General features: G+C 45.4%; 23 protein-coding genes. 21 read left to right on the forward strand and 2 right to left on the reverse strand.

What is annotated here, in order from left to right; genetic code table 11:
* Window positions 1–15 precede the first annotated feature (15 nt).
* From wcaK to ugd, 21 genes are all read left to right on the forward strand, one after another.
* On the forward strand, window positions 16–1,296 hold the full coding sequence (gene wcaK / locus AB1287_RS21015) for a colanic acid biosynthesis pyruvyl transferase WcaK (protein WP_435618977.1): 1,281 nt from the start codon (window positions 16–18) through the stop codon (window positions 1,294–1,296).
* Entirely contained in the window at window positions 1,293–2,513 is a 1,221-nt protein-coding gene (wcaL, locus tag AB1287_RS21020; protein WP_435618978.1) for a colanic acid biosynthesis glycosyltransferase WcaL, read from the forward strand. The genes wcaK and wcaL overlap by 4 nt, the downstream gene beginning before the upstream one ends.
* Before the next feature lie 10 nt (window positions 2,514–2,523).
* Window positions 2,524–3,927: a colanic acid biosynthesis protein WcaM gene (gene wcaM / locus AB1287_RS21025; RefSeq protein WP_435618979.1), complete on the forward strand. Its 1,404-nt coding sequence runs from the start codon at window positions 2,524–2,526 to the stop codon at window positions 3,925–3,927.
* Window positions 3,928–4,072: 145 nt separating this feature from the next.
* Window positions 4,073–4,966 (forward strand): UTP--glucose-1-phosphate uridylyltransferase GalF, encoded by an 894-nt coding sequence (galF, locus tag AB1287_RS21030; RefSeq protein WP_435618980.1) that lies wholly within the window; start codon window positions 4,073–4,075, stop codon window positions 4,964–4,966.
* Window positions 4,967–5,442: 476 nt separating this feature from the next.
* A complete protein-coding gene (locus AB1287_RS21035) occupies window positions 5,443–6,390 on the forward strand; it encodes an NAD-dependent epimerase/dehydratase family protein (protein WP_435618981.1) in 948 nt (315 codons plus the stop codon).
* A complete protein-coding gene (locus AB1287_RS21040; protein WP_435618982.1) occupies window positions 6,390–7,433 on the forward strand; it encodes a glycosyltransferase family 4 protein in 1,044 nt (347 codons plus the stop codon). Before AB1287_RS21035 ends, AB1287_RS21040 begins: the two co-directional genes overlap by 1 nt.
* Entirely contained in the window at window positions 7,426–7,986 is a 561-nt protein-coding gene (locus AB1287_RS21045; protein ID WP_435618983.1) for a sugar O-acyltransferase, read from the forward strand. The genes AB1287_RS21040 and AB1287_RS21045 overlap by 8 nt, the downstream gene beginning before the upstream one ends.
* Window positions 7,987–8,024: 38 nt before the next feature.
* On the forward strand, window positions 8,025–9,911 hold the full coding sequence (locus tag AB1287_RS21050) for a polysaccharide biosynthesis protein (RefSeq protein ID WP_435618984.1): 1,887 nt from the start codon (window positions 8,025–8,027) through the stop codon (window positions 9,909–9,911).
* Between the two features lie 101 nt (window positions 9,912–10,012).
* Complete coding sequence (gene rfbB, locus AB1287_RS21055) at window positions 10,013–11,098, forward strand: dTDP-glucose 4,6-dehydratase (protein WP_435618985.1); 1,086 nt, start codon at window positions 10,013–10,015, stop codon at window positions 11,096–11,098.
* Window positions 11,098–11,997, forward strand: a complete 900-nt coding sequence (rfbD, locus tag AB1287_RS21060; RefSeq protein ID WP_435618986.1) for a dTDP-4-dehydrorhamnose reductase — start codon at window positions 11,098–11,100, stop codon at window positions 11,995–11,997. Before rfbB ends, rfbD begins: the two co-directional genes overlap by 1 nt.
* A gap of 39 nt (window positions 11,998–12,036) precedes the next feature.
* Entirely contained in the window at window positions 12,037–12,918 is an 882-nt protein-coding gene (gene rfbA, locus AB1287_RS21065) for a glucose-1-phosphate thymidylyltransferase RfbA (protein WP_435618987.1), read from the forward strand.
* Window positions 12,919–12,997: 79 nt separating this feature from the next.
* Window positions 12,998–13,804, forward strand: a complete 807-nt coding sequence (locus AB1287_RS21070) for a glycosyltransferase (protein ID WP_435618988.1) — start codon at window positions 12,998–13,000, stop codon at window positions 13,802–13,804.
* 39 nt (window positions 13,805–13,843) lie between these two features.
* Window positions 13,844–14,392, forward strand: coding sequence for a dTDP-4-dehydrorhamnose 3,5-epimerase (rfbC, locus tag AB1287_RS21075; RefSeq protein ID WP_435618989.1), 549 nt, complete (start codon window positions 13,844–13,846; stop codon window positions 14,390–14,392).
* Window positions 14,392–14,802 (forward strand): FdtA/QdtA family cupin domain-containing protein, encoded by a 411-nt coding sequence (locus AB1287_RS21080; RefSeq protein WP_435618990.1) that lies wholly within the window; start codon window positions 14,392–14,394, stop codon window positions 14,800–14,802. Before rfbC ends, AB1287_RS21080 begins: the two co-directional genes overlap by 1 nt.
* 9 nt (window positions 14,803–14,811) lie before the next feature.
* Window positions 14,812–15,921, forward strand: coding sequence for a DegT/DnrJ/EryC1/StrS family aminotransferase (locus AB1287_RS21085; RefSeq protein WP_435618991.1), 1,110 nt, complete (start codon window positions 14,812–14,814; stop codon window positions 15,919–15,921).
* Complete coding sequence (locus AB1287_RS21090) at window positions 15,918–17,171, forward strand: O-antigen translocase (RefSeq protein WP_435618992.1); 1,254 nt, start codon at window positions 15,918–15,920, stop codon at window positions 17,169–17,171. Before AB1287_RS21085 ends, AB1287_RS21090 begins: the two co-directional genes overlap by 4 nt.
* A 30-nt stretch (window positions 17,172–17,201) precedes the next feature.
* Window positions 17,202–18,116, forward strand: a complete 915-nt coding sequence (locus AB1287_RS21095) for a glycosyltransferase family 2 protein (protein WP_435618993.1) — start codon at window positions 17,202–17,204, stop codon at window positions 18,114–18,116.
* The gene (locus AB1287_RS21100; protein ID WP_435618994.1) at window positions 18,113–19,450 is read left to right on the forward strand and encodes a hypothetical protein; all 1,338 of its coding nucleotides are present in this window, start codon (window positions 18,113–18,115) and stop codon (window positions 19,448–19,450) included. Before AB1287_RS21095 ends, AB1287_RS21100 begins: the two co-directional genes overlap by 4 nt.
* Window positions 19,419–20,276 carry a glycosyltransferase gene (locus AB1287_RS21105; protein ID WP_435618995.1) on the forward strand — a complete coding sequence of 286 codons (858 nt, stop codon included), beginning with the start codon at window positions 19,419–19,421 and terminating at the stop codon, window positions 20,274–20,276. The genes AB1287_RS21100 and AB1287_RS21105 overlap by 32 nt, the downstream gene beginning before the upstream one ends.
* 200 nt (window positions 20,277–20,476) lie before the next feature.
* Window positions 20,477–21,883 (forward strand): NADP-dependent phosphogluconate dehydrogenase, encoded by a 1,407-nt coding sequence (gene gndA, locus AB1287_RS21110; protein WP_435618996.1) that lies wholly within the window; start codon window positions 20,477–20,479, stop codon window positions 21,881–21,883.
* Between the two features lie 231 nt (window positions 21,884–22,114).
* Window positions 22,115–23,281 (forward strand): UDP-glucose 6-dehydrogenase, encoded by a 1,167-nt coding sequence (gene ugd / locus AB1287_RS21115; protein ID WP_435618997.1) that lies wholly within the window; start codon window positions 22,115–22,117, stop codon window positions 23,279–23,281.
* A gap of 39 nt (window positions 23,282–23,320) precedes the next feature.
* Here ugd and AB1287_RS21120 read toward each other — a convergent pair whose 3' ends face one another.
* Together AB1287_RS21120 and AB1287_RS21125 are read right to left on the reverse strand one after the other, a co-directional pair.
* Window positions 23,321–23,890, reverse strand: a complete 570-nt coding sequence (locus tag AB1287_RS21120) for a GNAT family N-acetyltransferase (RefSeq protein ID WP_435618998.1) — start codon at window positions 23,888–23,890, stop codon at window positions 23,321–23,323.
* A gap of 60 nt (window positions 23,891–23,950) precedes the next feature.
* Window positions 23,951–24,955, reverse strand: a complete 1,005-nt coding sequence (locus AB1287_RS21125; RefSeq protein ID WP_435619010.1) for an NAD-dependent epimerase — start codon at window positions 24,953–24,955, stop codon at window positions 23,951–23,953.
* Window positions 24,956–25,156: the final 201 nt, after the last annotated feature.

Raw genomic sequence — 25,156 nt, forward strand, 5'->3', positions numbered from 1 at the left:
CTTTAGAGGTCACATATGAAATTACTGATTCTTGGCAACCATACCTGCGGTAACCGCGGCGACAGCGCTATTTTAAGGGGTCTGCTGGATGCCATTCACACCCTCAATCCGGACGCTGAAGTGGACGTGATGAGCCGCTACCCGGTCAGCTCTTCGTGGCTGCTGAACCGCCCGGTAATGGGCGATCCGCTCTATACCCAGATGAAACAGCACAACAGCGCCGCGGGTGTGATGGGCCGCGTGAAAAAAGTGCTCCGTCGCCGTTATCAGCATCAGGTGCTGCTTTCCCGGGTGACCGACAGCGGCAAGCTGCGCAATATTGCAATTGCCCAGGGCTTTACCGATTTTGTTCGTCTGCTGGGTAACTATGACGCGATCGTTCAGGTTGGCGGCTCATTCTTTGTCGATCTCTACGGCGCACCGCAGTTTGAGCATGCGCTCTGCACGTTTATGGCGAAAAAACCGCTCTACATGATTGGGCACAGCGTCGGGCCGTTCCAGGATCCGCAGTTTAACCAGCTGGCCAGCTACGTATTCGGCCAGTGCGATGCGCTGATCCTGCGCGAGTCCGTCAGCCTGAATATGATGGAGCGCAGCGAGATCACCACGGCCAAAGTTGAGCAGGGCGTGGATACGGCCTGGCTGGTCGATCACCACGATGATGATTTCACCGCCAGCTATGCCGTTGAGCACTGGCTGAACAAAATTGGTCAGCAGAAAGCGGTTGCGGTCACGCTGCGTGAGCTTGCCCCGTTTGATAAACGTCTGGGCACGACGCAGCAGGCTTATGAAGAGGCGTTTGCCGGCGTGGTTAATCGTATTATCGATGCGGGCAATCAGGTGATTGCGCTCTCCACCTGCACCGGGATTGACAGCTACAACAAAGATGACCGCATGGTGGCGCTGAACCTGCAAAAGCACATCAGTAACCCGGCGAAATATCATGTGGTGATGGATGAACTCAACGATCTGGAGATGGGCAAAATCCTGGGGGCCTGTGAGCTTACCGTTGGTACGCGCCTGCATTCGGCCATTATCTCGATGAACTTCAATACCCCGGCGATTGCCATCAACTATGAGCACAAATCCGCCGGGATTATGCAGCAGCTGGGCATGCCTGAAATGGCGATAGACATTCGTCATCTGCTTGACGGCAGCCTGGAGGCGATGGTGGCGGATACGCTGGGTCAGCTGCCAGCGATCAACGAACGCCTGCGCATTGCGGTGAAGGCTGAACGTGCGAACGGGATGCAGATGGTGAAATCCGTGCTTGACCGAATCGGGGAGGAGAAATGAAGGTTGGTTTCTTCCTGCTAAAATTCCCGCTGTCGTCAGAAACTTTCGTTTTAAACCAGATCGTGGCGTTCATTGAGATGGGATATGAAGTGGAGATTGTCGCGCTGCTGAAGGGCGATATGACGAATACCCATGAAGCATTTACGCGCTACGGCCTGGCGCAGAAAACCCGCTGGCTGCAGGATGAGCCAGCGGGGAAGCTGGCAAAATTACGCTACCGGGCGCTTAACACCCTGAAGGGGCTGTATCGTACAGCCACCTGGCAGGCGCTGAACGCCAGCCGCTACGGGCATGAAGCCCGCCATCTGATCCTTTCGTCGATTACGGCACAAAATCCCCGACCTTTTCAGGCTGACGTGTTTATCGCCCACTTTGGCCCGGCGGGCGTGACCGCCGCCAAGCTAAGGGAACTGGGCGTGCTGCGGGGAAAAATCGCCACCGTCTTTCACGGAATTGATATCTCCAGCCGTGATGTGCTCAGCCATTACACCTCTGAGTATCAACAGCTGTTTCATCGCGGTGACGTGATGCTGCCAATCAGCGATTTGTGGGCCAGACGCCTGCGCACGATGGGCTGTCCGGATGAGAAAATTGTCGTGTCGCGCATGGGCGTCAATATGGAACGTTTTGCGCTGCGGCCGGTGAAAACGCCGGACGACACTTTACAGATCATTTCCGTCGCACGACTGACGGAGAAGAAAGGACTGCATGTGGCAATCGAGGCCTGTCGTCAGCTGAAATCACGCGGCGTACGCTTTAAGTACAGGATCCTCGGTATTGGGCCCTGGGAGCGCCGTCTGCGCACGCTCATTGAGCAGTATCAGCTGGAAGATGTGATTGAAATGCCGGGCTTCAAGCCAAGCCATGAGGTGAAGGCCATGCTCGACGACGCTGATGTATTCCTGCTGCCGTCGGTGACCGGTGCGGACGGGGATATGGAAGGGATCCCGGTGGCGCTGATGGAAGCGATGGCGGTCGGCATTCCGGTTGTCTCAACGCTACACAGCGGCATTCCTGAGCTGATAGACGCAGGGGAGTCCGGCTGGCTGGTGCCAGAGAATGACGCCGCTGCGCTGGCCGACAGGCTTCAGGTGCTGGGTAAGGTTGAACATCATACGTTGCAGCCCGTCGTCGCCAAAGCGCGCGCCAAAGTCGAAGCTGATTTTAACCAGCAGGCGATTAACTCTCAGTTAGCCAGCCTGCTGCAAACGCTGTAAGCGAGGTCGCATGACGGATAAAAAGTACTCCCTTTCACGACGCGCCTTCCTTGGTTCCAGCTCCGCGCTGGCCGTATTGCCACTCCTCAATAGTCGTGCAGTTCGGGCGGTAGAGAAAACGTCTGCCGCGGATATTCGTCGTTTCAATTCCGCTAACGACTGGGTTCGTGCCTTCAACGATGCGTTCACAGCGAGCGATGTGGTGCAGGTCCCGCAAGGCGTGGTCTGCGACAACATCAATACCGGTATCATCATTCCACCAGGCAAAACCCTGCAAATTGACGGCGTGCTGAAAGGCAACGGGCGCGGGCGATTCGCGCTCCAGGACGGCTGTAAAATCATCGGTAACGGTGGACGCCTGAACAACCTTTGCCTGGACGTTCGCGGGTCCGACTGCGTGATTCAGGGGGTGACCCTGAGCGGATACGGCCCGCTGGCGCAGATTTTTATCGGCGGCAAAGATAAACGCACCATGCGCAATTTGCTGATTGATAACATCACGGTGACCGAGGCTAATTACGGCATCCTGCGCCAGGGATTCCACAATCAATTCGACGGCGTAAGAATCACCAACGGACGCTTCACGAAGTTGCAGGGTGACGCCATCGAATGGAACGTGGCGATCAACGACAAGAACATCCTTATTTCCGACCACGTCATCGATGACATCAACTGTACTAACGGTAAAATCAACTGGGGCATCGGCATAGGACTTGCGGGCAGCACGTATGACAACGGCTATCCCGAAGGACAGACGGTGAAGAACTTTGTGGTTGCCAACATCACCGGCAGCAACTGCCGTCAGCTGGTGCATGTGGAAAACGGCAAACACTTTATTATCCGGAATGTCAAAGCCCGTAATATCACTCCTGAGTTCAGTAAAAAGGCGGGGATTGATAATGCGACGGTAGCCATTTATGGCTGTGATAATTTCATTATTGATAATGTCAATATGGTGAATAGCGCCGGGATGCTGATTGGCTACGGAGTGATCAAGGGTAACTACCTCTCAATCCCACAAAATTTCCGCCTCAATGATGTTCAGATGGATAACACGACGCTGCCGTACAAGCTGCGGGGGATCCAGATTTCTTCCGGCAACGCGCAATCGTTCGTCTCCATTACCAATCTTAACCTGAAGCGAGCCTCGCTGGAGCTGCACAATAAACCGCAGCATCTCTTTATACGCAATATCAATGTGATGCAGGATGCTGAACGGGGACCTGCGCTGTCGATGAACTTCGATTTACGCAAGGATGTGCGAGGCAAGTTCATGGCGAAAGAGGACACGCTGCTGTCGCTGGCGAACATTAAGGCGGTGAACGAAAAGGGTCAGCGATCGGTGGATATCGACCGGGTGGATCAGCAGGTAGTGAATACCAATGGGTTAAACTTTCGGCTACCGGGCAAATAAATACGACAATTCCTGGTAAGCAAGGATAACTATCGGATTAACCCTGAAGTTTTATAAAATTCTGCCAGGTATCATCAAAAAAACATGCTGGATAAAACGTTCCGACTGGCTATAATTCTCCAACCATTCATAGGTGGACATGATAATGATTAATTTGAAAGCAGTTATTCCGGTAGCGGGCCTCGGGATGCACATGCTTCCTGCCACCAAGGCCATTCCTAAAGAAATGCTGCCGATCGTTGACAAGCCGATGATTCAGTACATTGTCGACGAGGTTGTTGCTGCAGGGATCAAAGAAATCGTCCTGGTCACTCACGCGTCGAAAAACGCGGTAGAAAACCACTTCGACACCTCTTATGAACTTGAGTCACTGCTCGAGCAGCGCGTGAAGCGCCAGCTGCTGGCTGAAGTGCAGGCCATCTGCCCGCCGGGTGTGACCATCATGAACGTGCGTCAGGCACAGCCTCTTGGCTTAGGCCACTCCATTCTTTGTGCGCGTCCGATCGTTGGCGACAACCCGTTCGTGGTTGTGTTGCCCGATATCGTTCTGGACAACGCAACAGCTGACCCGATGCGTTACAACCTTGCTGCAATGGTTGCCCGTTTCAATGAAACCGGCCGCAGCCAGGTGCTGGCGAAACACATGCCTGGCGACCTGCGTGAATACTCGGTCATCAAAACAAAAGAGCCGCTTGAAGTAGAAGGTAAAATCAGCCGTATCATTGATTTCATCGAGAAGCCGGATCAGCCACAAACGCTGGATTCCGATCTGATGGCTGTAGGGCGCTATGTCTTGTCTGCAGATATTTGGGCGGAGCTTGAAAAAATCGAGCCGGGTGCCTGGGACCGCATCCAACTGACAGACGCGATTGCTGAGCTGGCGAAGAAACAGTCCGTTGATGCAATGCTGATGACCGGTGACAGCTACGACTGTGGCAAGAAAATGGGCTACATGCAGGCATTCGTTCAGTACGGACTGCGCAACCTGAAAGAGGGCGCTAAGTTCCGGGAAAGCATCAAGAAATTATTGGTAGGCTGATACCGAAAGGACAGTATGCCAAACTAAACGGCAGGTAAGGTCATAGTGCAATTAAACTACACTTATGGCGGCACCGCCGTTTTTTTTGTTTAAAATCAGTGAGTAATCCCTGCCTTAAAAGTTGTCGTTTCAGTCTTAAAGATGGGATTTGTCCTTGTTTTGCGGTCGGATTCGGACCACAATATTGGATTAATGATTTCTGTCATTTGTTTGAATTTTAGGCAGGTGGCGTAACAACATACAGACGTTGCGTGCAGTGCACTGGTAGCTGTTGAGCCAGGGGCGGTAGCGTATTTAATGTACGCGTTAATGGCATCGTATTTATTTTGTCAGCACCGTTTTAATGTCAATAAATAAAAAAACAATCGCAGAAATAGCTTAATGTCGGATTCATTTTTAAGCGATCATGAAAGCTGAGTGTGGACTGACATATTTCAAGAAGTATGTTTTACCTGTTTAACAGATAGGGGATGGCAATGAAAGTATTGGTGACAGGGGGGACTGGATTTCTCGGTACCGCGTTGGTCAAATCGCTGAAAGCAGCAGGACACCAAGTCAGTCTTACCACGCGGCAGCAGGAAAATATTGCCCTGGGCATTTATAACTTGGGGGATATTTCGGCGGATACGTGCTGGGAAGATATACTGAAAAATTGCGATACCGTTATTCATACCGCTGGCAGAGCACATATTCTCAACGATAACACCAATGATGCACTGGCTGAGTTTCGTCGCGTCAACCATGATGCCACAGTAAAACTGGCCAGGGATGCGGTGAGCTGTGGCGTTAAACAATTCATTTTTGTGAGCTCTATTGGCGTAAACGGCAACTCGACGACCTTAGAAGCGCCTTTCACCGAGCAATCTACACCACGGCCGACGTCTGATTATGCTATTTCGAAGCTTGAAGCTGAAAATAGTTTGCTCAACATTGCGAATGAAAGTGGAATGGCTTTAACCATTGTCCGCCCGGCATTGATCTGTGGTGAAAATGCTCCGGGTAACATACGTCGATTATTAAAACTAGTGGAACGTAAATTACCGTTGCCATTTAAAAACGTCAAAAATAAACGTGCATTGGTGTCGCTTGATAATGTCGTCAGTTTTATAACCGAATGCGTTGTGAATGACAGGTCGAAAAACCAACTCTATCTGCTCGCTGATCCCGAATCTCCCTCTACGGAAGAGATGATTGACGCCTTTGCCGCAGGGATGGGTTTTAAAGCGAGAGTTATTTATTTCCCGAAAAAGGTACTGAGAAAACTGCTATTACTGGCAGGTAAGGTCGGTATTTATGAGCAGCTATTTGGAGATTTGGAAGTGGACGCCAGTAAATCCAGAATCCAGCTTGAATGGTCACCTCCAATAACATTGCAAGAAACTATGAAAAAAACGGCAAAATATTATATTGAAGGTAATAAATAATGTTGGATTTAGGTATTGTGATTCTCGCTTTTCTTACCGCTTGTGCATTGACCTGGGGACTTAGGGTGTATGCCATTAAGCATAATGTTATCGACCGACCCAATCAGAGAAGCTCACATTCAGTACCAACGCCAAGAGGGGGCGGCGTTGCTATTGTTTTGACGTTGCTAGTCGCGCTAGCCTGGTTATATTTAAGCGGTTATCTCACGGCAGATAGTTTCTTTGGGTTGTTTGTACCCGGAGTGATTGTTGCTGTTATTGGTTTCCTTGACGACCATGGACATCTTGCAGCTCGTTGGCGTCTGCTCATGCATTTTCTGGCGGCAGCTATAGGTCTTTATTTTTTAGGCTCTTTCCCGGTGATTAATTTCGCTGGTTTTGATATTTCCCTTGGATGGTTTGGTATGATCCTGGGAAGTATTTATCTTGTTTGGATGCTTAATTTATATAACTTTATGGATGGCATTAATGGCCTGGCAAGTGCGCAAGCTATTCTGTTTGCATTGGGGAGTGCCGCTTTAATGGCCTTACATCAGCATACAGATTTGTCGGGCAGCATTTATCCGTTGACTCTTGCCCTTGCCGGGGCTGCAGCTGGATTCATTGTTTGGAATTTTCCTGTCGCAAAGATTTTCATGGGAGATGCAGGAAGCGGTTTTTTGGGAATTATTATCGGTTTGATGATCCTTCATATTGCAAAATTAGATACGCACTTCTTTATGGCTGAGTTGTGCCTGCTAGGTGTATTTATCGTGGATTCCACTATCACCCTATTGCGCCGTCTGGTGGCGGGCAAAAAAGTGTACGAAGCTCATGCAAGCCATACCTATCAGATTTTGGCCAGAAAATACGGCAGTCATGTTCCTGTAACGCTGGTTTCAGTTGCGGTCAATATTGTTTGGCTTTTCCCCATCGCCTATCTCATTGCTTCAGCAAAAGTTGATGGTCTTGTTGGACTGGTTATCGCCTGGTGTCCGCTGATTGTCATTGCATTCAGATGTGGGGCGGGTGTAAGGGATAAAGAGAGCAACGCTAATGCATGACCTGTTGATACTTGGCGCAGGCGGTCATGGTCGTACTCTTTATGAGACAGCAAGCATGTTAGGCTTCGCTGATATTGTTTTTCTTGATGACAATGCGTCACCTTTTCACGAGACTAACCAACGCATTATTGGAAAAATTTCAGAGCTAAAGTTACACCTGCGCCAAGCTAAGAATGTCATTATTGGCATTGGGAATAATCGTGTCCGGGAACAACTTTACGATCAGATTATCAGCACTGGTGTTTATCCAATTACGCTAATTCATCCTTCTGCTTTTGTCAGTCCTTCTGCAGAGATTGCCTGTGGATCGGTGGTACTGGCAGGGGCGGTGGTGGGGGCCAACTCAAAACTAGGTGTGAGCACGATTCTAAATAGCCATTCGACGGTTGACCACGATTCTGTTCTTGGTGATTTTGCTCACCTTGGTGTCGGGGTTCATCTTGCAGGAAATGCGGATATTGGGAAATCAGCATTCCTACAGGCGGGAACAGTGGGTGGCTATAATGCAAAAGTAGACGAATACTCAGTGTGCCCTGCTGGTACTATTTTATAAATTAAAGGCAAGTTTTCACGAGGCGACTAGTTTTTAGTATGCTAATTTATTTGATATCTTTACCAAGACCAATAAAACGAATTATTACGTTATTGATTGATACTTTTCTGCTCTTATGCGCATTCTGGTTTGCGTTTTGGGTACGAATAGATTCAATGACGCCAATATACAGTATGGCTCATTGGTTATTAATTTCCTCAATAATACTTGTCACCTTGGCAATGTTTGTCAGACTGGGGCTTTATCGCGCAGTCATCCGGTATATCACAGCCAAAATTCTGTTGGTAGCCGCTGCTGGGATGGTAATGTCTTCCGTATTACTTATTATCGCAGCGTTTTATACCAATCTCTTTTTACCCAGGACCATTCCGTTCATCTATTTCTCATTCGGTTTATTATTAATTGCCGGGTCAAGACTTAGCATGCGGATGCTGGTAAATCGCGGGTTAAATTTGGGTACCCGTGTCGTTATCTATGGTGCTGGGGCTTCAGGTCGCCAACTGCTGCCTGCACTAAGTCAAATGGATGAGTACTACCCGGTTGCTTTTGTTGATGATAATCGCGCGCTGCAAGGACAGGTTATTCATGGTGTCAGTGTGTTCGCGCCTGAAAAACTTGCATGGCTGATACAAAAATACGAAGCGAAGAAAATTCTGCTGGCAATGCCGAGCGCTAGCCGGGCAAGAAAGAACGAAGTGATTAAAACCCTGGAAGGTTTGCCTTGTGAGGTATTGTCTATTCCAGGAATGGTTGATCTGGTGGAGGGTAAAGCCCGCATCGATGCCTTACGAAAAGTGGTTATTACAGACCTGCTGGGCCGCGACCCTGTTTCACCCATTCCAGAGTTAGTTGCGCGCAATATTAGTGGCAAAACGGTGATGGTCACTGGGGCGGGAGGATCTATTGGATCCGAACTATGTCGACAGATAATGAAAAATAAGCCCGCCCAACTTATTTTATTTGAATTATCAGAGTTCTCACTGTATTCCATTGATTCAGAATTACGAAATCAGAACCTCAGCCAGGATTTGAAGGTGAAGATTTATCCAATTCTCGGAAACGTTCAGGATAAAGAACACCTTGAGAGGCTGATTAAGGCATTCAGCGTTGATACTATTTATCATGCTGCAGCATACAAACATGTACCGCTTGTGGAATTCAACGTTATCGACGGTGTTCGCAATAATATCTTCGGAACCTTGTGTTGTGCACAGGCAGCTGCGAACGGTGGTGTCGAAAACTTTGTATTAATCTCTACCGACAAAGCAGTACGGCCAACCAATACGATGGGCGCCACTAAACGCATGGCAGAATTGGTGCTGCAAGCCCTGGCGAAAGAATCCGCCAAAACCTGTTTCAGTATGGTGCGCTTTGGTAACGTGTTGGGCTCATCGGGTTCAGTTGTTCCCCTGTTTGAAAAACAAATTGCTGCTGGTGGACCTGTTACCCTGACTCATGAAGAAATTACTCGTTACTTCATGACCATTCCTGAAGCAGCGCAGTTGGTGATCCAGGCTGGCGCCATGGGCACTGGTGGCGATGTTTTCGTGCTGGATATGGGGGAGCCAGTGAAAATCCTTGATTTGGCACACCGAATGATTGCTCTGCAGGGGCTTTCCATCCGTGATGAAAAAAATCCGTATGGTGATATCGCTGTGCAGACAACGGGCTTGCGCCCCGGCGAGAAGCTCTATGAGGAATTGCTCATAGGTGACAACGTGTCCATCACTCAGCATCCGCGGATTAGGACTGCAAACGAGGTGATGTTGCCGTGGGAAGAGATGAGCAAAATTCTCAGTGAGCTCGACATCGCCTGCTGCGAATTCAACTATGAGCGTGTACGTGAGATATTATTGCAAGCACCCGCTGCTTTTAATCCAACCGATGGCATCTGCGATTTACTCTGGAAAGAAAAGGTAAATTAAAATAGCAGATTGGCATTTTCTCTTCCCTGGTGTTTGTGAAAGTCACCAGGGATTTTGGCGTGTGATTTATTGTTACTCAAAACTTTAAGAGCGAAATAAACGTGAAAATTCTGGTGACTGGTGGAGCGGGCTTTATTGGGTCTGCAGTGGTGCGACACATTATCGATGATACGCAGGATTCTGTCGTTAACGTCGATAAACTAACTTACGCAGGCAATCTCGAATCGCTGGTCGACGTTGCTCAGAGCGATCGTTATCATTTTGAACATGCCGACATCTGCGACAGCGATGCCATGGCGCGTATTTTTTTACAGCACCAGCCGGACGCAGTGATGCATCTGGCCGCTGAAAGCCATGTTGACCGCTCCATTACCGGCCCGGCAGCGTTTATCGAGACCAATATTGTCGGCACTTATATGCTGCTGGAAGCCAGCCGTAATTACTGGTCAGCGTTAAGTCCTGAGAAAAAAGCAACATTCCGTTTTCACCACATCTCGACCGATGAAGTGTATGGTGATCTCCCTCATCCGGATGAAGTGGCAGAGGGTACTGAACTGCCGTTGTTCACGGAAAAAACAGCCTATGCACCAAGTAGTCCATACTCGGCGTCTAAAGCGTCCAGCGATCATCTGGTTCGCGCCTGGCTACGTACCTACGGCTTCCCGACTATTGTGACGAACTGTTCTAACAATTACGGCCCTTACCACTTCCCCGAAAAACTGATCCCGCTGGTTATCCTCAATGCGCTTGAAGGCAAAGCCCTGCCGGTTTACGGCAAAGGTGACCAGATCCGTGACTGGTTGTACGTTGAAGATCACGCTCGCGCACTTTATACCGTGGTCTCTAAGGGCAAAATTGGAGAAACCTATAACATTGGTGGCCACAACGAGAAGCAAAACCTTGATGTGGTGCATACAATCTGTTCCCTGCTGGATGAAATCGTTCCAAAAGAAGGTTCTTACCGCGATCAAATTACTTATGTTGCCGACCGACCAGGCCACGATCGCCGCTATGCGATTGACGCTGAAAAAATTGGTCTGGAACTTGGCTGGAAGCCGCAGGAAACGTTCGAAAGTGGCATTCGCAAAACTGTGGAATGGTATCTCGCTAATACCCAGTGGGTAGAAAACGTGAAAAGCGGTAACTACAAGTCCTGGATTGAAAAAAACTATGGGGATCGTGCTTAATGATCATCCTGCTATTTGGCAAAACAGGGCAGGTAGGATGGGAGCTACAGCGTTCGCTGGCCCCACTTGGCACTCTGATTGCTATTGATGTCCACTCACAGGATTACTGCGGGGATTTCAGTAATCCTGAGGGGATTGCGGAAACTGTGCGCCGAATTAAGCCGGATATCATAGTCAATGCGGCTGCATATACCGCTGTCGATAAGGCTGAATCAGAACCAGAATTTGCTCTGTTGCTTAACGCAACGAGCGTTGAGGCGATCGCGAAAGAAGCCCAAAAAATGGGCTCCTGGGTTATTCACTACTCTACCGATTACGTCTTCCCGGGTAACGGAGAGACGCCGTGGCTGGAAACGGATACAACTGCTCCCCTCAACGTTTACGGTGAGAGTAAGCTTGCTGGTGAAAAAGCGTTGAGTGATCACTGCACGCGGCACTTAATTTTCCGTACCAGCTGGGTATACGGCAGTAAAGGGAACAACTTTGCCCGCACCATGCTGCGACTGGCGAAAGAGCGCTCTGAGCTCTCAGTCATTAACGACCAGTTTGGTGCGCCGACGGGAGCGGAACTGTTAGCAGACTGTACTGCGCATGCTATCAGAATAGCGCTGGAGAAACCTGAGGTCGTTGGGACATATCATCTGGTTGCAGGTGGGACGACGACTTGGTACGACTACGCATGCATGGTCTTTGACGAAGCTCGGAAAGCAGGAAAGGAATTAGCATTAACTCAGGTTCACGGTGTACCAACCAGCGCTTATCCAACGTCTGCATGTCGCCCGGCAAACTCTCGCTTAAATACCTCTAAGTTCCAGCAGAGTTTCAATCTGGTACTTCCGGAATGGGAAGTCGGAGTTAAGCGCATGCTGGCCGAATGGTTTACTGCTACGGAAATTTAAATACTTGGTATTGGGTATTTTATATAAAGAGATGATGAAATGAAAACGCGTAAAGGTATTATTCTGGCTGGTGGATCCGGTACTCGCCTGTATCCGGTAACAATGGCAGTCAGTAAGCAGTTGCTGCCTATTTATGATAAGCCGATGATTTACTACCCACTATCAACTCTGATGCTAGCGGGTATCCGAGACATTTTAATCATTAGCACTCCGCAAGATACACCGCGTTTTGAACAACTCCTTGGCGACGGTAGTCAGTGGGGATTGAACCTGCATTATAAAGTCCAGCCAAGTCCAGATGGGTTGGCTCAGGCCTTTATCATTGGCGAAGAATTTATCGGTAATGATGATTGTGCCTTGGTACTGGGTGATAATATTTTCTACGGACATGATCTGCCAAATTTAATGGAAACAGCCGTTAATAAAGAGGGCGGTGCTACAGTATTCGCATATCATGTGAACGATCCTGAACGATACGGTGTTGTAGAATTCGATAAAAATGGTACGGCTGTTAGCCTCGAAGAGAAGCCATTGGAACCGAAGAGCAATTATGCTGTTACCGGGCTCTATTTCTACGACAACAGTGTTGTTGATATGGCGAGAAACCTGAAGCCATCATCACGTGGTGAGTTAGAAATTACTGATATTAACCGTATTTATATGGAGCAGGGAAAATTATCTGTTGCCATGATGGGGCGTGGCTATACGTGGCTTGACACAGGTACTCACCAAAGTCTTATTGAAGCCAGCAATTTTATTGCAACTATCGAAGAGCGTCAGGGTTTGAAAGTTTCCTGCCCGGAAGAGATTGCCTACCGCACAGGGTTCATTGATGCTGAGCAAATAATTAGACTCGCAAAACCATTAGCAAAAAATAATTATGGGAAATATCTTTTGAAAATGGTCGATAAAAAACTTTAATCATTTTCTATTTTAAATATTTCTTTCCAACACGCATAGCTATGACTGTCATAAAGAAATACGGATTTATGGGGATTTTATGCATTTTAGTGTATTAATGTCACTCTATGACAAGGAGAAATCTACCTATCTGGAGGAGTGCCTGGAAAGTTTGGCGAATCAAACCCTTCCGGCAGATGAAATTGTATTAGTCTATGACGGTCCTATTAATGCAGATTTAATAGCAGTAGTCGAGAAGTGGTCATCGTCGCTCCCTATCAAAATAGTCGCGCTAAAAGAGAATGTAGGTTTAGGGCAAGCACTCAATGAAGGCATGAAACACTGTACTTACAATTACATCGCGCGTATGGATACTGATGATATATGTCAACCAAACCGCTTTGAATTACAGTCTAGGTTTATGGATATGAATCCGGATATTGATATTTCAGGTAGCCGTATTAGGGAATTTGTGGACAACAAAGACAATATCGTATCCGAAAGAATTGTACCTCTTACGAATGACGAAATAGCCAGATTTGCAAGGCTCAAGAATCCTTTTAATCATATGACTGTGGTTTTCAAAAAGTCAAGTGTTCAGTCTGTTGGTGGGTATCAGCACCATTATCTTATGGAAGATTATAATTTATGGCTCCGATTACTTGGAAATGGATTTAAAGCAGGAAATCTTGATGTACCACTTGTCCTGGTCAGAGTCGGAGTCGATATGTTAGTACGTCGACGTGGCTTAAAGTATGTTTTTAGTGAGTATAAGCTTGCACAAATTAAAAGAACTACTGGTTTTCAGAATATACTAACCGCCAGTTATTTTTTCATTTTAAGAAGCATACCGCGGTTGTTGCCGCTTTGGGTACTAATGAAAATTTATAATGTTACTCGAAAGTAATAATGAATCAATGAACTACAAGTTGTAAAAGAGGATTTGATGAAAATAACGAATACTTCACTCAATGGTGTCATGATTATCGAACCTCGAGTATTTCATGATGAGCGAGGTTATTTTTTTGAAAGTTTTAATGAGAAAAGCTTCAAGGAAAATATAACCTCTGATGTTAGCTTTAAACAGGATAATCAATCCAGGTCAGTCAAAGGTGTATTACGTGGACTGCACTATCAAGTAGCCCCTTTTGCTCAGGGGAAACTAGTCCGATGCGTAAGTGGTGAAGTATTCGATGTGGCCGTTGATATCCGTAAGGACTCACATACATATGGACAATGGGTAAGTGTTGTATTGTCTGAAGAAAATAAGAAACAACTTTGGATCCCACCTGGATTTGCCCATGGTTTTCTTACTCTTAGCGAGCATGCTGAATTTCAGTATAAAACCACAAATTATTACTCGCCGACGCATGAGCGTTGTATTAAATGGAATGATGCAGACTTGAATATAGAATGGCCAGCAATGGAGTATATCATTTCAGAGAAAGACCAACACGGTTCAATATTTTCTTCATTAAATCTGAAGGATGAATAATGAAAATAAATTTTATCCCACTTCAAAAACATGGCGATGACCGTGGCTCGTTAGTCGCATTAGAGGAAGAAAATAATATACCTTTTAGTATTAAAAGAGTTTATTACATCTTTGATACTAAAGAGGGTGTGCGTAGAGGTTTTCATGCCCACAAAAAACTCAAGCAGGTAGCAATTGCTGTCAAAGGTTCCTGTCGTTTTTTACTGGATGATGGAACAGAGCGAATCGAGGTTGTGCTAGATAATCCAGCACAGGGGCTTCTTATCGAGTCATGCATTTGGCGTGAAATGTATGATTTTTCCAGCGATTGCGTCCTTATGGTATTAGCCGATAGTCATTATGACGAAAAAGATTATATTCGTGATTATGATGCATTCACCGTTTATGCTAAAGAAAGCAGCGAATCTTAAGAGACTAAAATGATTAATTTTCTGAATTTAAAAGAACTCAATAGTAAGTATGAAAGTGAATTGCAGGAAGCGTGTTCTCGTGTGATTCAATCCGGCTGGTATATTATGGGAGATGAACTCAACAGTTTCGAGTCAGAGTTTGCTGATTACGTTGGGTCAGAGTATTGTGTAGGTGTTGCCAATGGTTTGGATGCTTTAACTCTTTCACTTAAAGCTTGGATTTTGATGGGGAAATTAAACGAGGGAGATGAGGTGATTGTTCAGGCAAATACATATATTGCCTCTATACTTGCAATTACTGCTAATAACCTTGTTCCTGTTCTTGTCGAACCATCTGAAAAAAGTTTTAATCTCTCTGTCGAGAACATTCGTTCAGCAATCTCTCCAAAGACAAAGGCTATTCTTCCAGTACATCTGTATGGGCAATTAAGTCCAATGCGAGAAATTATGAATATAGCGAATGAACACGGATTACTGGTGCTAGAGGATTGTGCACAGTCACATGGTGCTTCCGCTTCAGATAAAAATGCTGGTAACTGGGGACATGCTGCTGGCTTCAGTTTTTACCCAGGTAAGAATTTAGGTGCGTTGGGCGATGCCGGTGCAATAACAACCAATGATGCTGATTTTTTTGAAGTAGTTAAAGCATTACGCAATTATGGCTCTCATAAAAAATATCAGAATATTTATGAAGGTGCAAATAGTCGTCTGGATGAAATTCAGGCAGCAATGCTAAGAGTTAAATTAAAGTATTTAAATGACGAGACAAGTGCCAGACAAGAGATATCAAGAAAATATCGTGCGTCGATTGTAAATCCTCATATTACTCTTCCTGAAGTCGCTTCCAGCAACGAGAAGAGCCACGTATGGCATTTGTTCGTGATTCGTACCAATAATCGAACCAAACTTCAGGAATATTTGACTGAGCATAATATCCAGACACTCATACATTATCCAATTCCACCGCATAAACAACAAGCCTATTCATTATGGAATCATCTAAACTTGCCAATATCTGAAAGTATGCATAAGGAAGTGTTATCGATTCCATTGGATTCCACACTCAGTAATGATGATGTTGATTACATTATAAAAACACTAAATGGCTATACTGAATGAAGAAGTTGTTGGGCATAACAGTTATGTCCGGAATAATGACATTAATTAAAATTGGGATCGGTTTTATTATCGCGAAATTGATTGCGCTATATACCGGCCCAACTGGGATGGCATTATTAGGGCAATTGCAGAGTTTGGTTACAGGAGTGAATGGGATAGCAAATGCTCCTACAAGCACTGGTATCGTAAAGTACACTGCAGAAAATCACGATAATTTTGAAAAATGCTCGCCCTGGTGGCGAGCTTCAATTTATTACACAGTCATTATTACACTTTGCTTTATACCATTTCTTTTGTTTTTTTCTAAAGACATTGCGGAGTGGATCTTTCATGATGCTCAATACCGGTGGATTGTGGTTATCACGGTATTAACATTACCTATAACTTCTTTTGGCACTGCTATCATTTCCGTGCTTAATGGATTGCAGAATTACAGATTCTACATTTTAACTGGTGTTGTTTCAGCGATACTTTCGGGTGTACTGATCTCTGCTATGATTGTGCTCTGGGGGATTAAGGGTGCTTTGGTTGCTGCATCAATGCAATATGTCTTTATTGGTTTAATCGCTTTCGTCATTAATTCCAGACAGAGATGGATGAAGTTTTCCTACTGGCTAGGACGAACAGACTCTCGGGCCAATAAGGACATATTAGAGTTCGTACTAATGACCGCCGTCAGTTCAGTCATTATCCCCGTAGCATTAATTTTTATAAGAAACTCTCTTGTATCGCACGCAGGTTGGGATTCAGCAGGGCAATGGCAGGCCGTATGGAAAATTTCTGAAGTCTATTTAGGTGTTCTCACGATGGCTCTGTCAGTTTACTATCTGCCAAAGTTAGCCTCCTTAAATAGTGCGAATGAAATAAAAAGAGAAATAAATTCTGTCGTGCTATTTGTTTTTCCAGCAATTGTCCTCGCTGCTTTGCTTATCTATCTTCTTCGTGATTATATTATTTTAATCCTATTTACTCCTGACTTTTTGGCTGCGAGAGATTTATTTGCCATACAATTGTGCGGTGACGTAATCAAGGTCATAAGCTGGCTTTATGCTTATCCAATGTTGGCAAAGAAAGCGACGAAATATTTCATAGGCACTGAATTTTTCTTTGGATTTACATGGGTATTGTTGAGCATGTTATTCATCGATAAGTATGGGGTTTTAGGTGCAAATATTGCCTATGCTGTGAATTATGTCATGTACTTCCTTTTTGTGTTCTTCAATCTGAAACGAGTGATTTCGCTGCGATAAATTGCAGTAATAATTTATTCTGGAGTGTTTGTGATATCAATTGTTGTTCTTTCATATAATCATGAGAAGTATATTGCGGAAACCCTGGCATCGGTCTATGCTTTAAATATGCAGAAAGAAGTTATCATCATTGATGATTGTTCAAAAGATTCATCAGTGAATGTTATTAAGGAAGTTGTAGCAAAATTTGATACAGGTGAATACACTAAAATTTTGGCAAAAGATAAAAATGCAGGTCTAATAGATTCTCTTAATACTGGGCTGGAAATTGCCCAGTATGATTATATATATTTTATTGCATCTGATGATGTTATTGACGTGGAAGGTTTTACTGCACTTTACTCCGAATTGCGTGATAATAAACCCGCTCAATTTGCTATGGGCAATGCTTGGGTATATTATACAGGCGAAGAGCCTTCAGATGTGGTATATAAAAAACAGCATAAAGAATTCTTTTCTTATACTGATTGTATATTGCGTGAAAAGATGTTCACAGACTACCCTAAACCGTTGCTACTGCAAGCCACTATCTTTAAGAAAAATGCTTTAAAGAATGTTGGTGGGTGGGATAAAAGTTTGGCATGGGATGATTACCCTATGTTTGTTAATCTGTTTAATAATTACTCCTTAATAAACAATGATTTTATTTATCGTGATAATGTAAGTGTCGCGAGATATCGACAGCATGATACCAATGTATATAAGAATTTAACAAGGCAGTTGAACATGGTTGAAGCAGCCATGATGAAATTGGCTCCTTCAGAGTTATATAATAAAGCGATAGCACGGCAATATGCTTTTTATTTTCTTTTGGCTGGGAAATCAAGCGATTTTAACAGCATAAAATATATTATCAGGAATGTATTTAGAAAAAGAATTGTTTTTGCTACTATTTTTTATGTTGGCACAGAAATAGTACAATGGGTACTTAGGAAGAAAAAATGAGAGATTATGTTTTCTTTGATTTTTTGTTCGGTAATTATATTGAGTACGTGGTGTATGCATTATTAATTTGTTCTTTTCTCTTTTTTATTTCTAATGGAAAAATAAAGAACATAATGGATCCATTCCATTTTTACTATGCCTTTACATACGGCACTGGGTATGCAATAATTTTAATATTATTCGTCCATGGTCTGGTCGATGCTTACCTCTTTAGTTACCTATTTCTAAGCGGAACTCTTTTCTTTTTGATGTTTTATTGTTCTTCTAATTCAGCTGAGAAGTATCAGAGGACATTATTTAATAGGTTGAGTCTTTCCATTAAAGATCAGGAAGGTTTTCTACTCAAATTCCTCTCTATCGTTTATTTGTCTTTATTTGTTTTTTATCTTTCTCAAGTGTCGTTGACAATGTTTTTTACCTCTCGTTTTGAAGCGAACAGAGGGCTTGGAATTATAGTGCGGTTAATGGATGCACTCCGTGTTATTCTGGCAGGATGGTATTTTTATTATTATCTTAGTTCGCGTAAAAAACGCTTCTTTATTCTTGCTTTACTTATTTCAATCGTCGGCGCGCTAATATCTGGTGCAAAATTTGCCTTTTTGGAGCAAATTTATGTACTTTGCGTAGTCGGATTTATTACGTCCAGGAAGTCATTTAAATTTAATCTAAAATCCCTAGTGTTAATAATTTTAATTGCATCTTTATTTTTAATTTTCTCATTGTACTTCATATCAAAACTATCGGTAATGATAGGGTATACATCTTCACAATACATTCCAAGCGCTCCTGTTGCCATAGAACTCCTGTTGTTGAGGATTTTGGCAAATGGGGATGCGTACTATTTATCTTTGACTGAGCATGTTATTGATAAAGTTATTATTGATCATCCAGTACTTCAGTTATTGTCCAATACGTTTGGTAACTCTGTAATGGCCAATTTGTTTAATATAGATTTTTCAAATTTGGACGTGGGACGGCAGATCTGGTTACACTGGTATCCAAATGATCCAGTGATGCGTGGCCCAACTAATCACTTCGATCTGGCAGGGTATACTTATTTTGGTTATGTCGGAGGCTTAATGTTCTCCGCTATAATTGGCTACATTATCGGTATTGTTAATAGCTGGAAGTTGAATTGTGATAACTCATCCGCAGTGGTTGTTGCATTCATTGCGGCTCTATATTGTCGTTCAATGCCTCTTATTTTAAATCCCTCTGTCGGCATTGCGTATATGGTTGATATTTATATTATACTTTTCGTTTCTCTTGTATTGATAACTCTTTGTAAAGGTGCAACAAAAAATGCTTACCGGCATAGTGATCGTAACTTATAATTCAGACATAGAGCGCTTGGGGTTAATATTGAACTCCCTGGGTCAACAGGGCGTAAGTTATTTTATCTCCGACAATTCAATAAATTCTGAAAAGAAAGCAGCGATACAAGGTCTTTGTGTTGAACGTTGCGTCCGTTTTATTGATATGAAAGGCAATGTTGGCATTGCAAAAGCTCAAAATGAAGGGATTCTTTCAGCGTTCAATGCTGGCTGTAGTGACATCTTATTACTGGATGATGATAGCCTTCCATCCTTTGGTATGTTGAATGAACTGTTACGAGCCAGGACTGCATTCGTCCAGAAATTCGGGGCAATGCCTGTTATTTGCGCAAATGCAATTGCTGAAAACGGTGAAAGCTTATCTCATTTTGGAAAGCCTGTCGCTGATGGCATTTTTTCTTACCGGGATATGATTAGCTCAGGAACACTGATCAACAAAAGTATTTTAGACCTAGTGGGTCTACATGAAGAAAGATTATTTATCGATTGTGTTGATTATGAGTGGGGATGGCGTGCCGCGAGCTTGGGGGTCAACGTTGTCATTGCAGAAAAAGCAGTTTTGAATCATAGACTGGGAAATGGCAGGATAAAAGCAATCAATGCAGGCTATGGGTCACCCATTCGGCATTATTACCAGTACCGTAATATTTTATATATGATGGGAAGACATTATGTCCCTCTCTCATGGCGTTTATCCCAATTCGCTAAGTTACTAATAAAACCTGTTGTAATGATTGCTTTCTTCGATAAGAAGATGATTCGACTGAAGTATGCTTTCAAAGGATTTGTCGATTTCTTTAGAAAAAAGTATGGCGATATAAATTAGTGTTATATTTTTGAGTTGGTTCGTTAAAGTTATGCCTTTATTTGAAATGATCAGATTATTCACCTAGCCCAACTAACCCAACTCAAACGCGCTATGTAGCAATATCTGCTATTCATCACCTCTATTCCTGAGTTAACATCTTCCCCACATTCCAAGCCGCGCGCACTCTGCGCGGTGACCACACCTGACAGGAGTATGTAATGTCCAAGCAACAAATCGGCGTCGTCGGTATGGCAGTGATGGGGCGCAACCTGGCGCTCAACATCGAAAGCCGTGGTTATACCGTCTCCGTTTTCAACCGCTCCCGTGAAAAAACTGAAGAAGTGATTGCCGAGAATCCAGGCAAGAAGCTGGTTCCTTTCTATACGGTTCAAGAGTTTGTTGAATCTCTGGAAACGCCTCGTCGTATCCTGTTAATGGTGAAAGCGGGCGCAGGCACAGATGCCGCCATCGATTCTCTGAAACCTTATCTGGAAAAGGGCGACATCATCATTGATGGCGGTAACACCTTCTTCCAGGACACTATTCGTCGTAATCGTGAACTGTCTGAAGATGGCTTTAACTTTATCGGTACCGGTGTGTCCGGTGGTGAAGAGGGCGCACTCAAAGGCCCATCTATCATGCCTGGCGGTCAAAAGCATGCTTACGAACTGGTTGCGCCAATCCTGACCAAAATTGCTGCAGTCGCAGAAGATCGTGAGCCATGTGTGACCTATATCGGTCCCGACGGTGCTGGCCACTATGTGAAGATGGTGCACAACGGTATTGAATACGGCGACATGCAGCTGATTGCTGAAGCCTATGCACTTCTGAAAGGTGGCCTGAAGCTCTCTAACGAAGAACTGGCTCAGGTCTTCACCGAATGGAACAACGGCGAGCTGAACAGCTATCTGATTGACATCACCAAAGATATCTTCACTAAAAAAGATGAAGAGGGTAAATACCTGGTCGATGTGATTCTGGATGAAGCAGCAAACAAAGGCACCGGCAAGTGGACCAGCCAGAGCTCTCTGGATCTGGGCGAGCCGCTGTCTCTGATCACCGAATCCGTATTCGCTCGTTATATTTCTTCTCTGAAAGAGCAGCGCGTAGCGGCATCCAAAGTACTGAGCGGTCCTCAGGCGAAACCAGCAGGTGATAAAGCTGAGTTCGTAGAGAAAGTGCGTCGCGCGCTGTATCTGGGCAAAATCGTTTCCTACGCTCAGGGGTTCTCTCAGCTGCGTGCTGCTTCCAACGAGCATAATTGGGACCTGAACTACGGCGAGATTGCTAAGATCTTCCGTGCTGGTTGCATCATTCGCGCACAGTTCCTGCAGAAAATCACCGATGCTTACACTGAAAATGCGGACATCGCGAACCTGCTGCTGGCTCCGTACTTCAAGAAAATTGCTGACGATTATCAGCAGGCGCTGCGTGATGTTGTGGCCTATGCTGTGCAAAACGGTATTCCGGTTCCGACTTTCTCAGCCGCTATCGCTTACTATGACAGCTACCGTTCTGCGGTACTGCCAGCGAACCTGATCCAAGCTCAGCGTGACTACTTCGGGGCACATACCTATAAGCGTACCGATAAAGAAGGCGTGTTCCACACTGAGTGGCTCGACTAATCGGATTTTCGCCATTGACTGAACAAGGCCCGGGGTAACGCTCCGGGCTTTTTTTATTCGGCGAGGGTTTGAACGATCGAAGTAGTCTGAATATCGTGTCAACACAGTCCTAAATCACGGGCTTCGCCTTGACAGTTCCTTGGCGCAAGAGGTAAAAACGCCAACAGTTATTGATTATCGTGGTGGCATCGATGCCATCTTTGCCCAGTTAACTGAAGAAGTTGCGTTCTAATGAAAATTACAATTTCCGGTACAGGTTACGTAGGTCTATCAAACGGCATTCTGATTGCCCAAAACCACGAAGTGGTTGCGCTCGACATTGTCCAGGCCAAAGTCGACATGCTTAATCATAAAAAGTCACCGATTGTTGATAAAGAAATCGAAGAGTATCTGGCGACTAAGCAGCTCAACTTCCGCGCTACGACGGATAAAGAAGATGCTTATCGTGATGCTGATTTTGTGATTATCGCCACGCCAACCGATTACGATCCCAAGACCAACTACTTTAATACCGCCAGCGTTGAATCAGTTATTCGCGACGTGACTGCAATCAATCCTAATGCAGTGATGATTATCAAGTCGACTATCCCGGTTGGTTTCACCAATGAGATTAAAGAGCGTCTGGGTATCGACAATATCTTTTTCTCCCCTGAATTCCTGCGCGAAGGCCGTGCGCTGTACGATAACTTGCACCCATCTCGTATTGTTATTGGTGAGCAGTCTGAGCGTGCTAAACGCTTTGCGGCGCTGCTTCAGGAAGGTGCGATTAAGAAAGATATCCCGACTCTGTTCACCGATTCGACTGAAGCAGAAGCGATCAAGCTGTTTGCCAACACCTATCTTGCTTTGCGCGTCGCTTACTTCAACGAGCTGGACAGCTACGCAGAAAGTTTAGGATTGAACTCACGACAGATTATCGAAGGCGTCTGTCTGGACCCGCGTATCGGCAACCACTATAACAACCCGTCATTTGGCTACGGTGGCTACTGTCTGCCGAAGGATACCAAGCAGCTATTGGCAAACTACGAATCTGTGCCTAACAACATCATTGGCGCGATTGTGGATGCCAACCGTACGCGTAAAGACTTCGTTGCGGACTCTATTCTTTCCCGTAAGCCGAAAGTGGTGGGCGTTTATCGTCTGATTATGAAGAACGGTTCGGACAACTTCCGCGCCTCCTCTATTCAGGGGATTATGAAGCGTATCAAGGCGAAGGGCGTTCACGTCATCATTTACGAACCAGTGATGCAGGAAGATGAATTCTTCCATTCGCGCGTGATGCGCGATCTGGATGCATTCAAGCAGGAAGCTGACGTCATTATCTCTAACCGTATGGCGAAAGAGCTGGATGACGTGGCGGAGAAAGTTTATACCCGCGATCTGTTCGGCAACGACTAACAACAGATATGAGTAAGGAGGGGAGACCCTCCTCTTTCATTAATAAATAATCTCGACTTTTTCAGGAAGGTACTTTCTGTATTTTGCTAATGTTGACAAAATTTTCTCTTTTGAGATTGAATAGAGAAAATCCTCCTCTGTCTCACCTGTGCGTTCAGCACCAAATCTTTCGTGAAACTTAATAACAGACAGGTTTCCTTTACGAACATCAAAATGCGCTCTTTCGAAGCCCAAATCCAAAGCAAATGTATACAGCAGAAGTGCAGATTCTATCGCACAGTGCGAAGGTGCCGCTTCGGCGACTACCCATGACCCCCAACAGAAAGAGTCTCCCTGTTGGTCGTACATTCGCACTGTTCCGAGCTGCGTGTCATCAAAATCGGTAATCAGGAAGTAAGCCTGTCCCTGACTGATCAAATAATCTTCGAGCCATTTTCTTTGTTTACTTACATCGCCGGAAGTTGCGCTGATAAAACGACCTTTCTTATCATTTGTTCTGATATTGACGATAAACTCAGCATCAGAAGGCGCTACATTTCTCAGCCTAATTGTTCTTCCTTTAATTTGTTGTGCCGGGATAATTGCCACTTCGTGCGAATCGCTTTTCATTCTTCTAGACCTCACTATGATTCTGAGAACTGGTATTTTTCTGATTTTGCATTAATAAGTTTATGAGTTGTAGAATCCGCGATACCAGTCAACAAAGTTTTTCACGCCTTCCTTCACTGAGGTTTCCGGCTTAAAGCCAGTGACGGCTTGCAGAGGCTGCGTATCGGCGCTGGTTTCCAGCACGTCGCCAGGCTGAATCGGCATCATATTCTTGTCTGCCTCAATGCCCAGCGCCTCTTCCAGCGCGGTGATGTAATCCATTAGCTCAACCGGGGAACTGTTGCCAATGTTGTAGACGCGATACGGTGCTGAGCTGGTTGCCGGGGAACCTGTTTCAACCGTCCAGTCCGTATCGGCCTGCGGGATCACATCCTGCAAACGAACAATTGCCTCTGCAATATCATCGATGTAGGTGAAGTCACGCTTCATCTTGCCGTAGTTGTAGACGTCAATAGGCTTGTTCTCAAGCATAGCTTTGGTGAACTTGAACAACGCCATGTCCGGGCGGCCCCACGGGCCATAGACGGTAAAGAAACGCAGGCCGGTGGTCGGCAGACCGTACAGGTGAGCATAAGTGTGTGACATCAGCTCGTTGGCTTTCTTGGTGGCGGCATACAGGGACACCGGATGATCCACTGAATCATCGGTTGAGAAAGGCATTTTACGATTCAGGCCGTAAACCGAACTGGATGAAGCATACAGCAGGTGCTGGATCTTGTTATGACGGCAGCCTTCCAGCACGTTTAAGTGGCCAGTCAGGTTTGAATCGGCATAAGCGTGTGGGTTTTCCAGAGAATAACGAACGCCAGCCTGGGCCGCCAGGTGGATAACCCGGTCAAATTTCTCGTCGGCAAACAGGGTTGCCATGGCATCGCGGTCGGCAAGATCCATTTTATGGAAGCTGAAACCCGGCTTTTGCAGCAGATCGAGACGCGCTTGCTTCAGGCTGACGTCATAGTAGTCGTTGAGATTATCGATCCCGACAACCTGATGACCCGCCTGCAGCAGGCGTTCGCTGACGTGGAAGCCGATAAAACCGGCTGCACCGGTAACCAGGTATTTCATCATTATTCCTCAAGTGCTGACCAGAAAATCGCCACATCGCGTCTGGTATAACTGAAAGCAAAATCATACCGTTAGCCAGTGCAAAAAGATAATCGTTATCTACAATTAGCGTAGCCCGTTTTTTCGGTTAGTATCGTCGCGTTCGGGCATTATTCTTATAGAAATTCTTAGTGACGCGGGTAGACTATCTCGCCTTATGGG

This window comes from Scandinavium sp. UTDF21-P1B, assembly GCF_040750395.1.
Lineage (GTDB): Bacteria > Pseudomonadota > Gammaproteobacteria > Enterobacterales > Enterobacteriaceae > Scandinavium.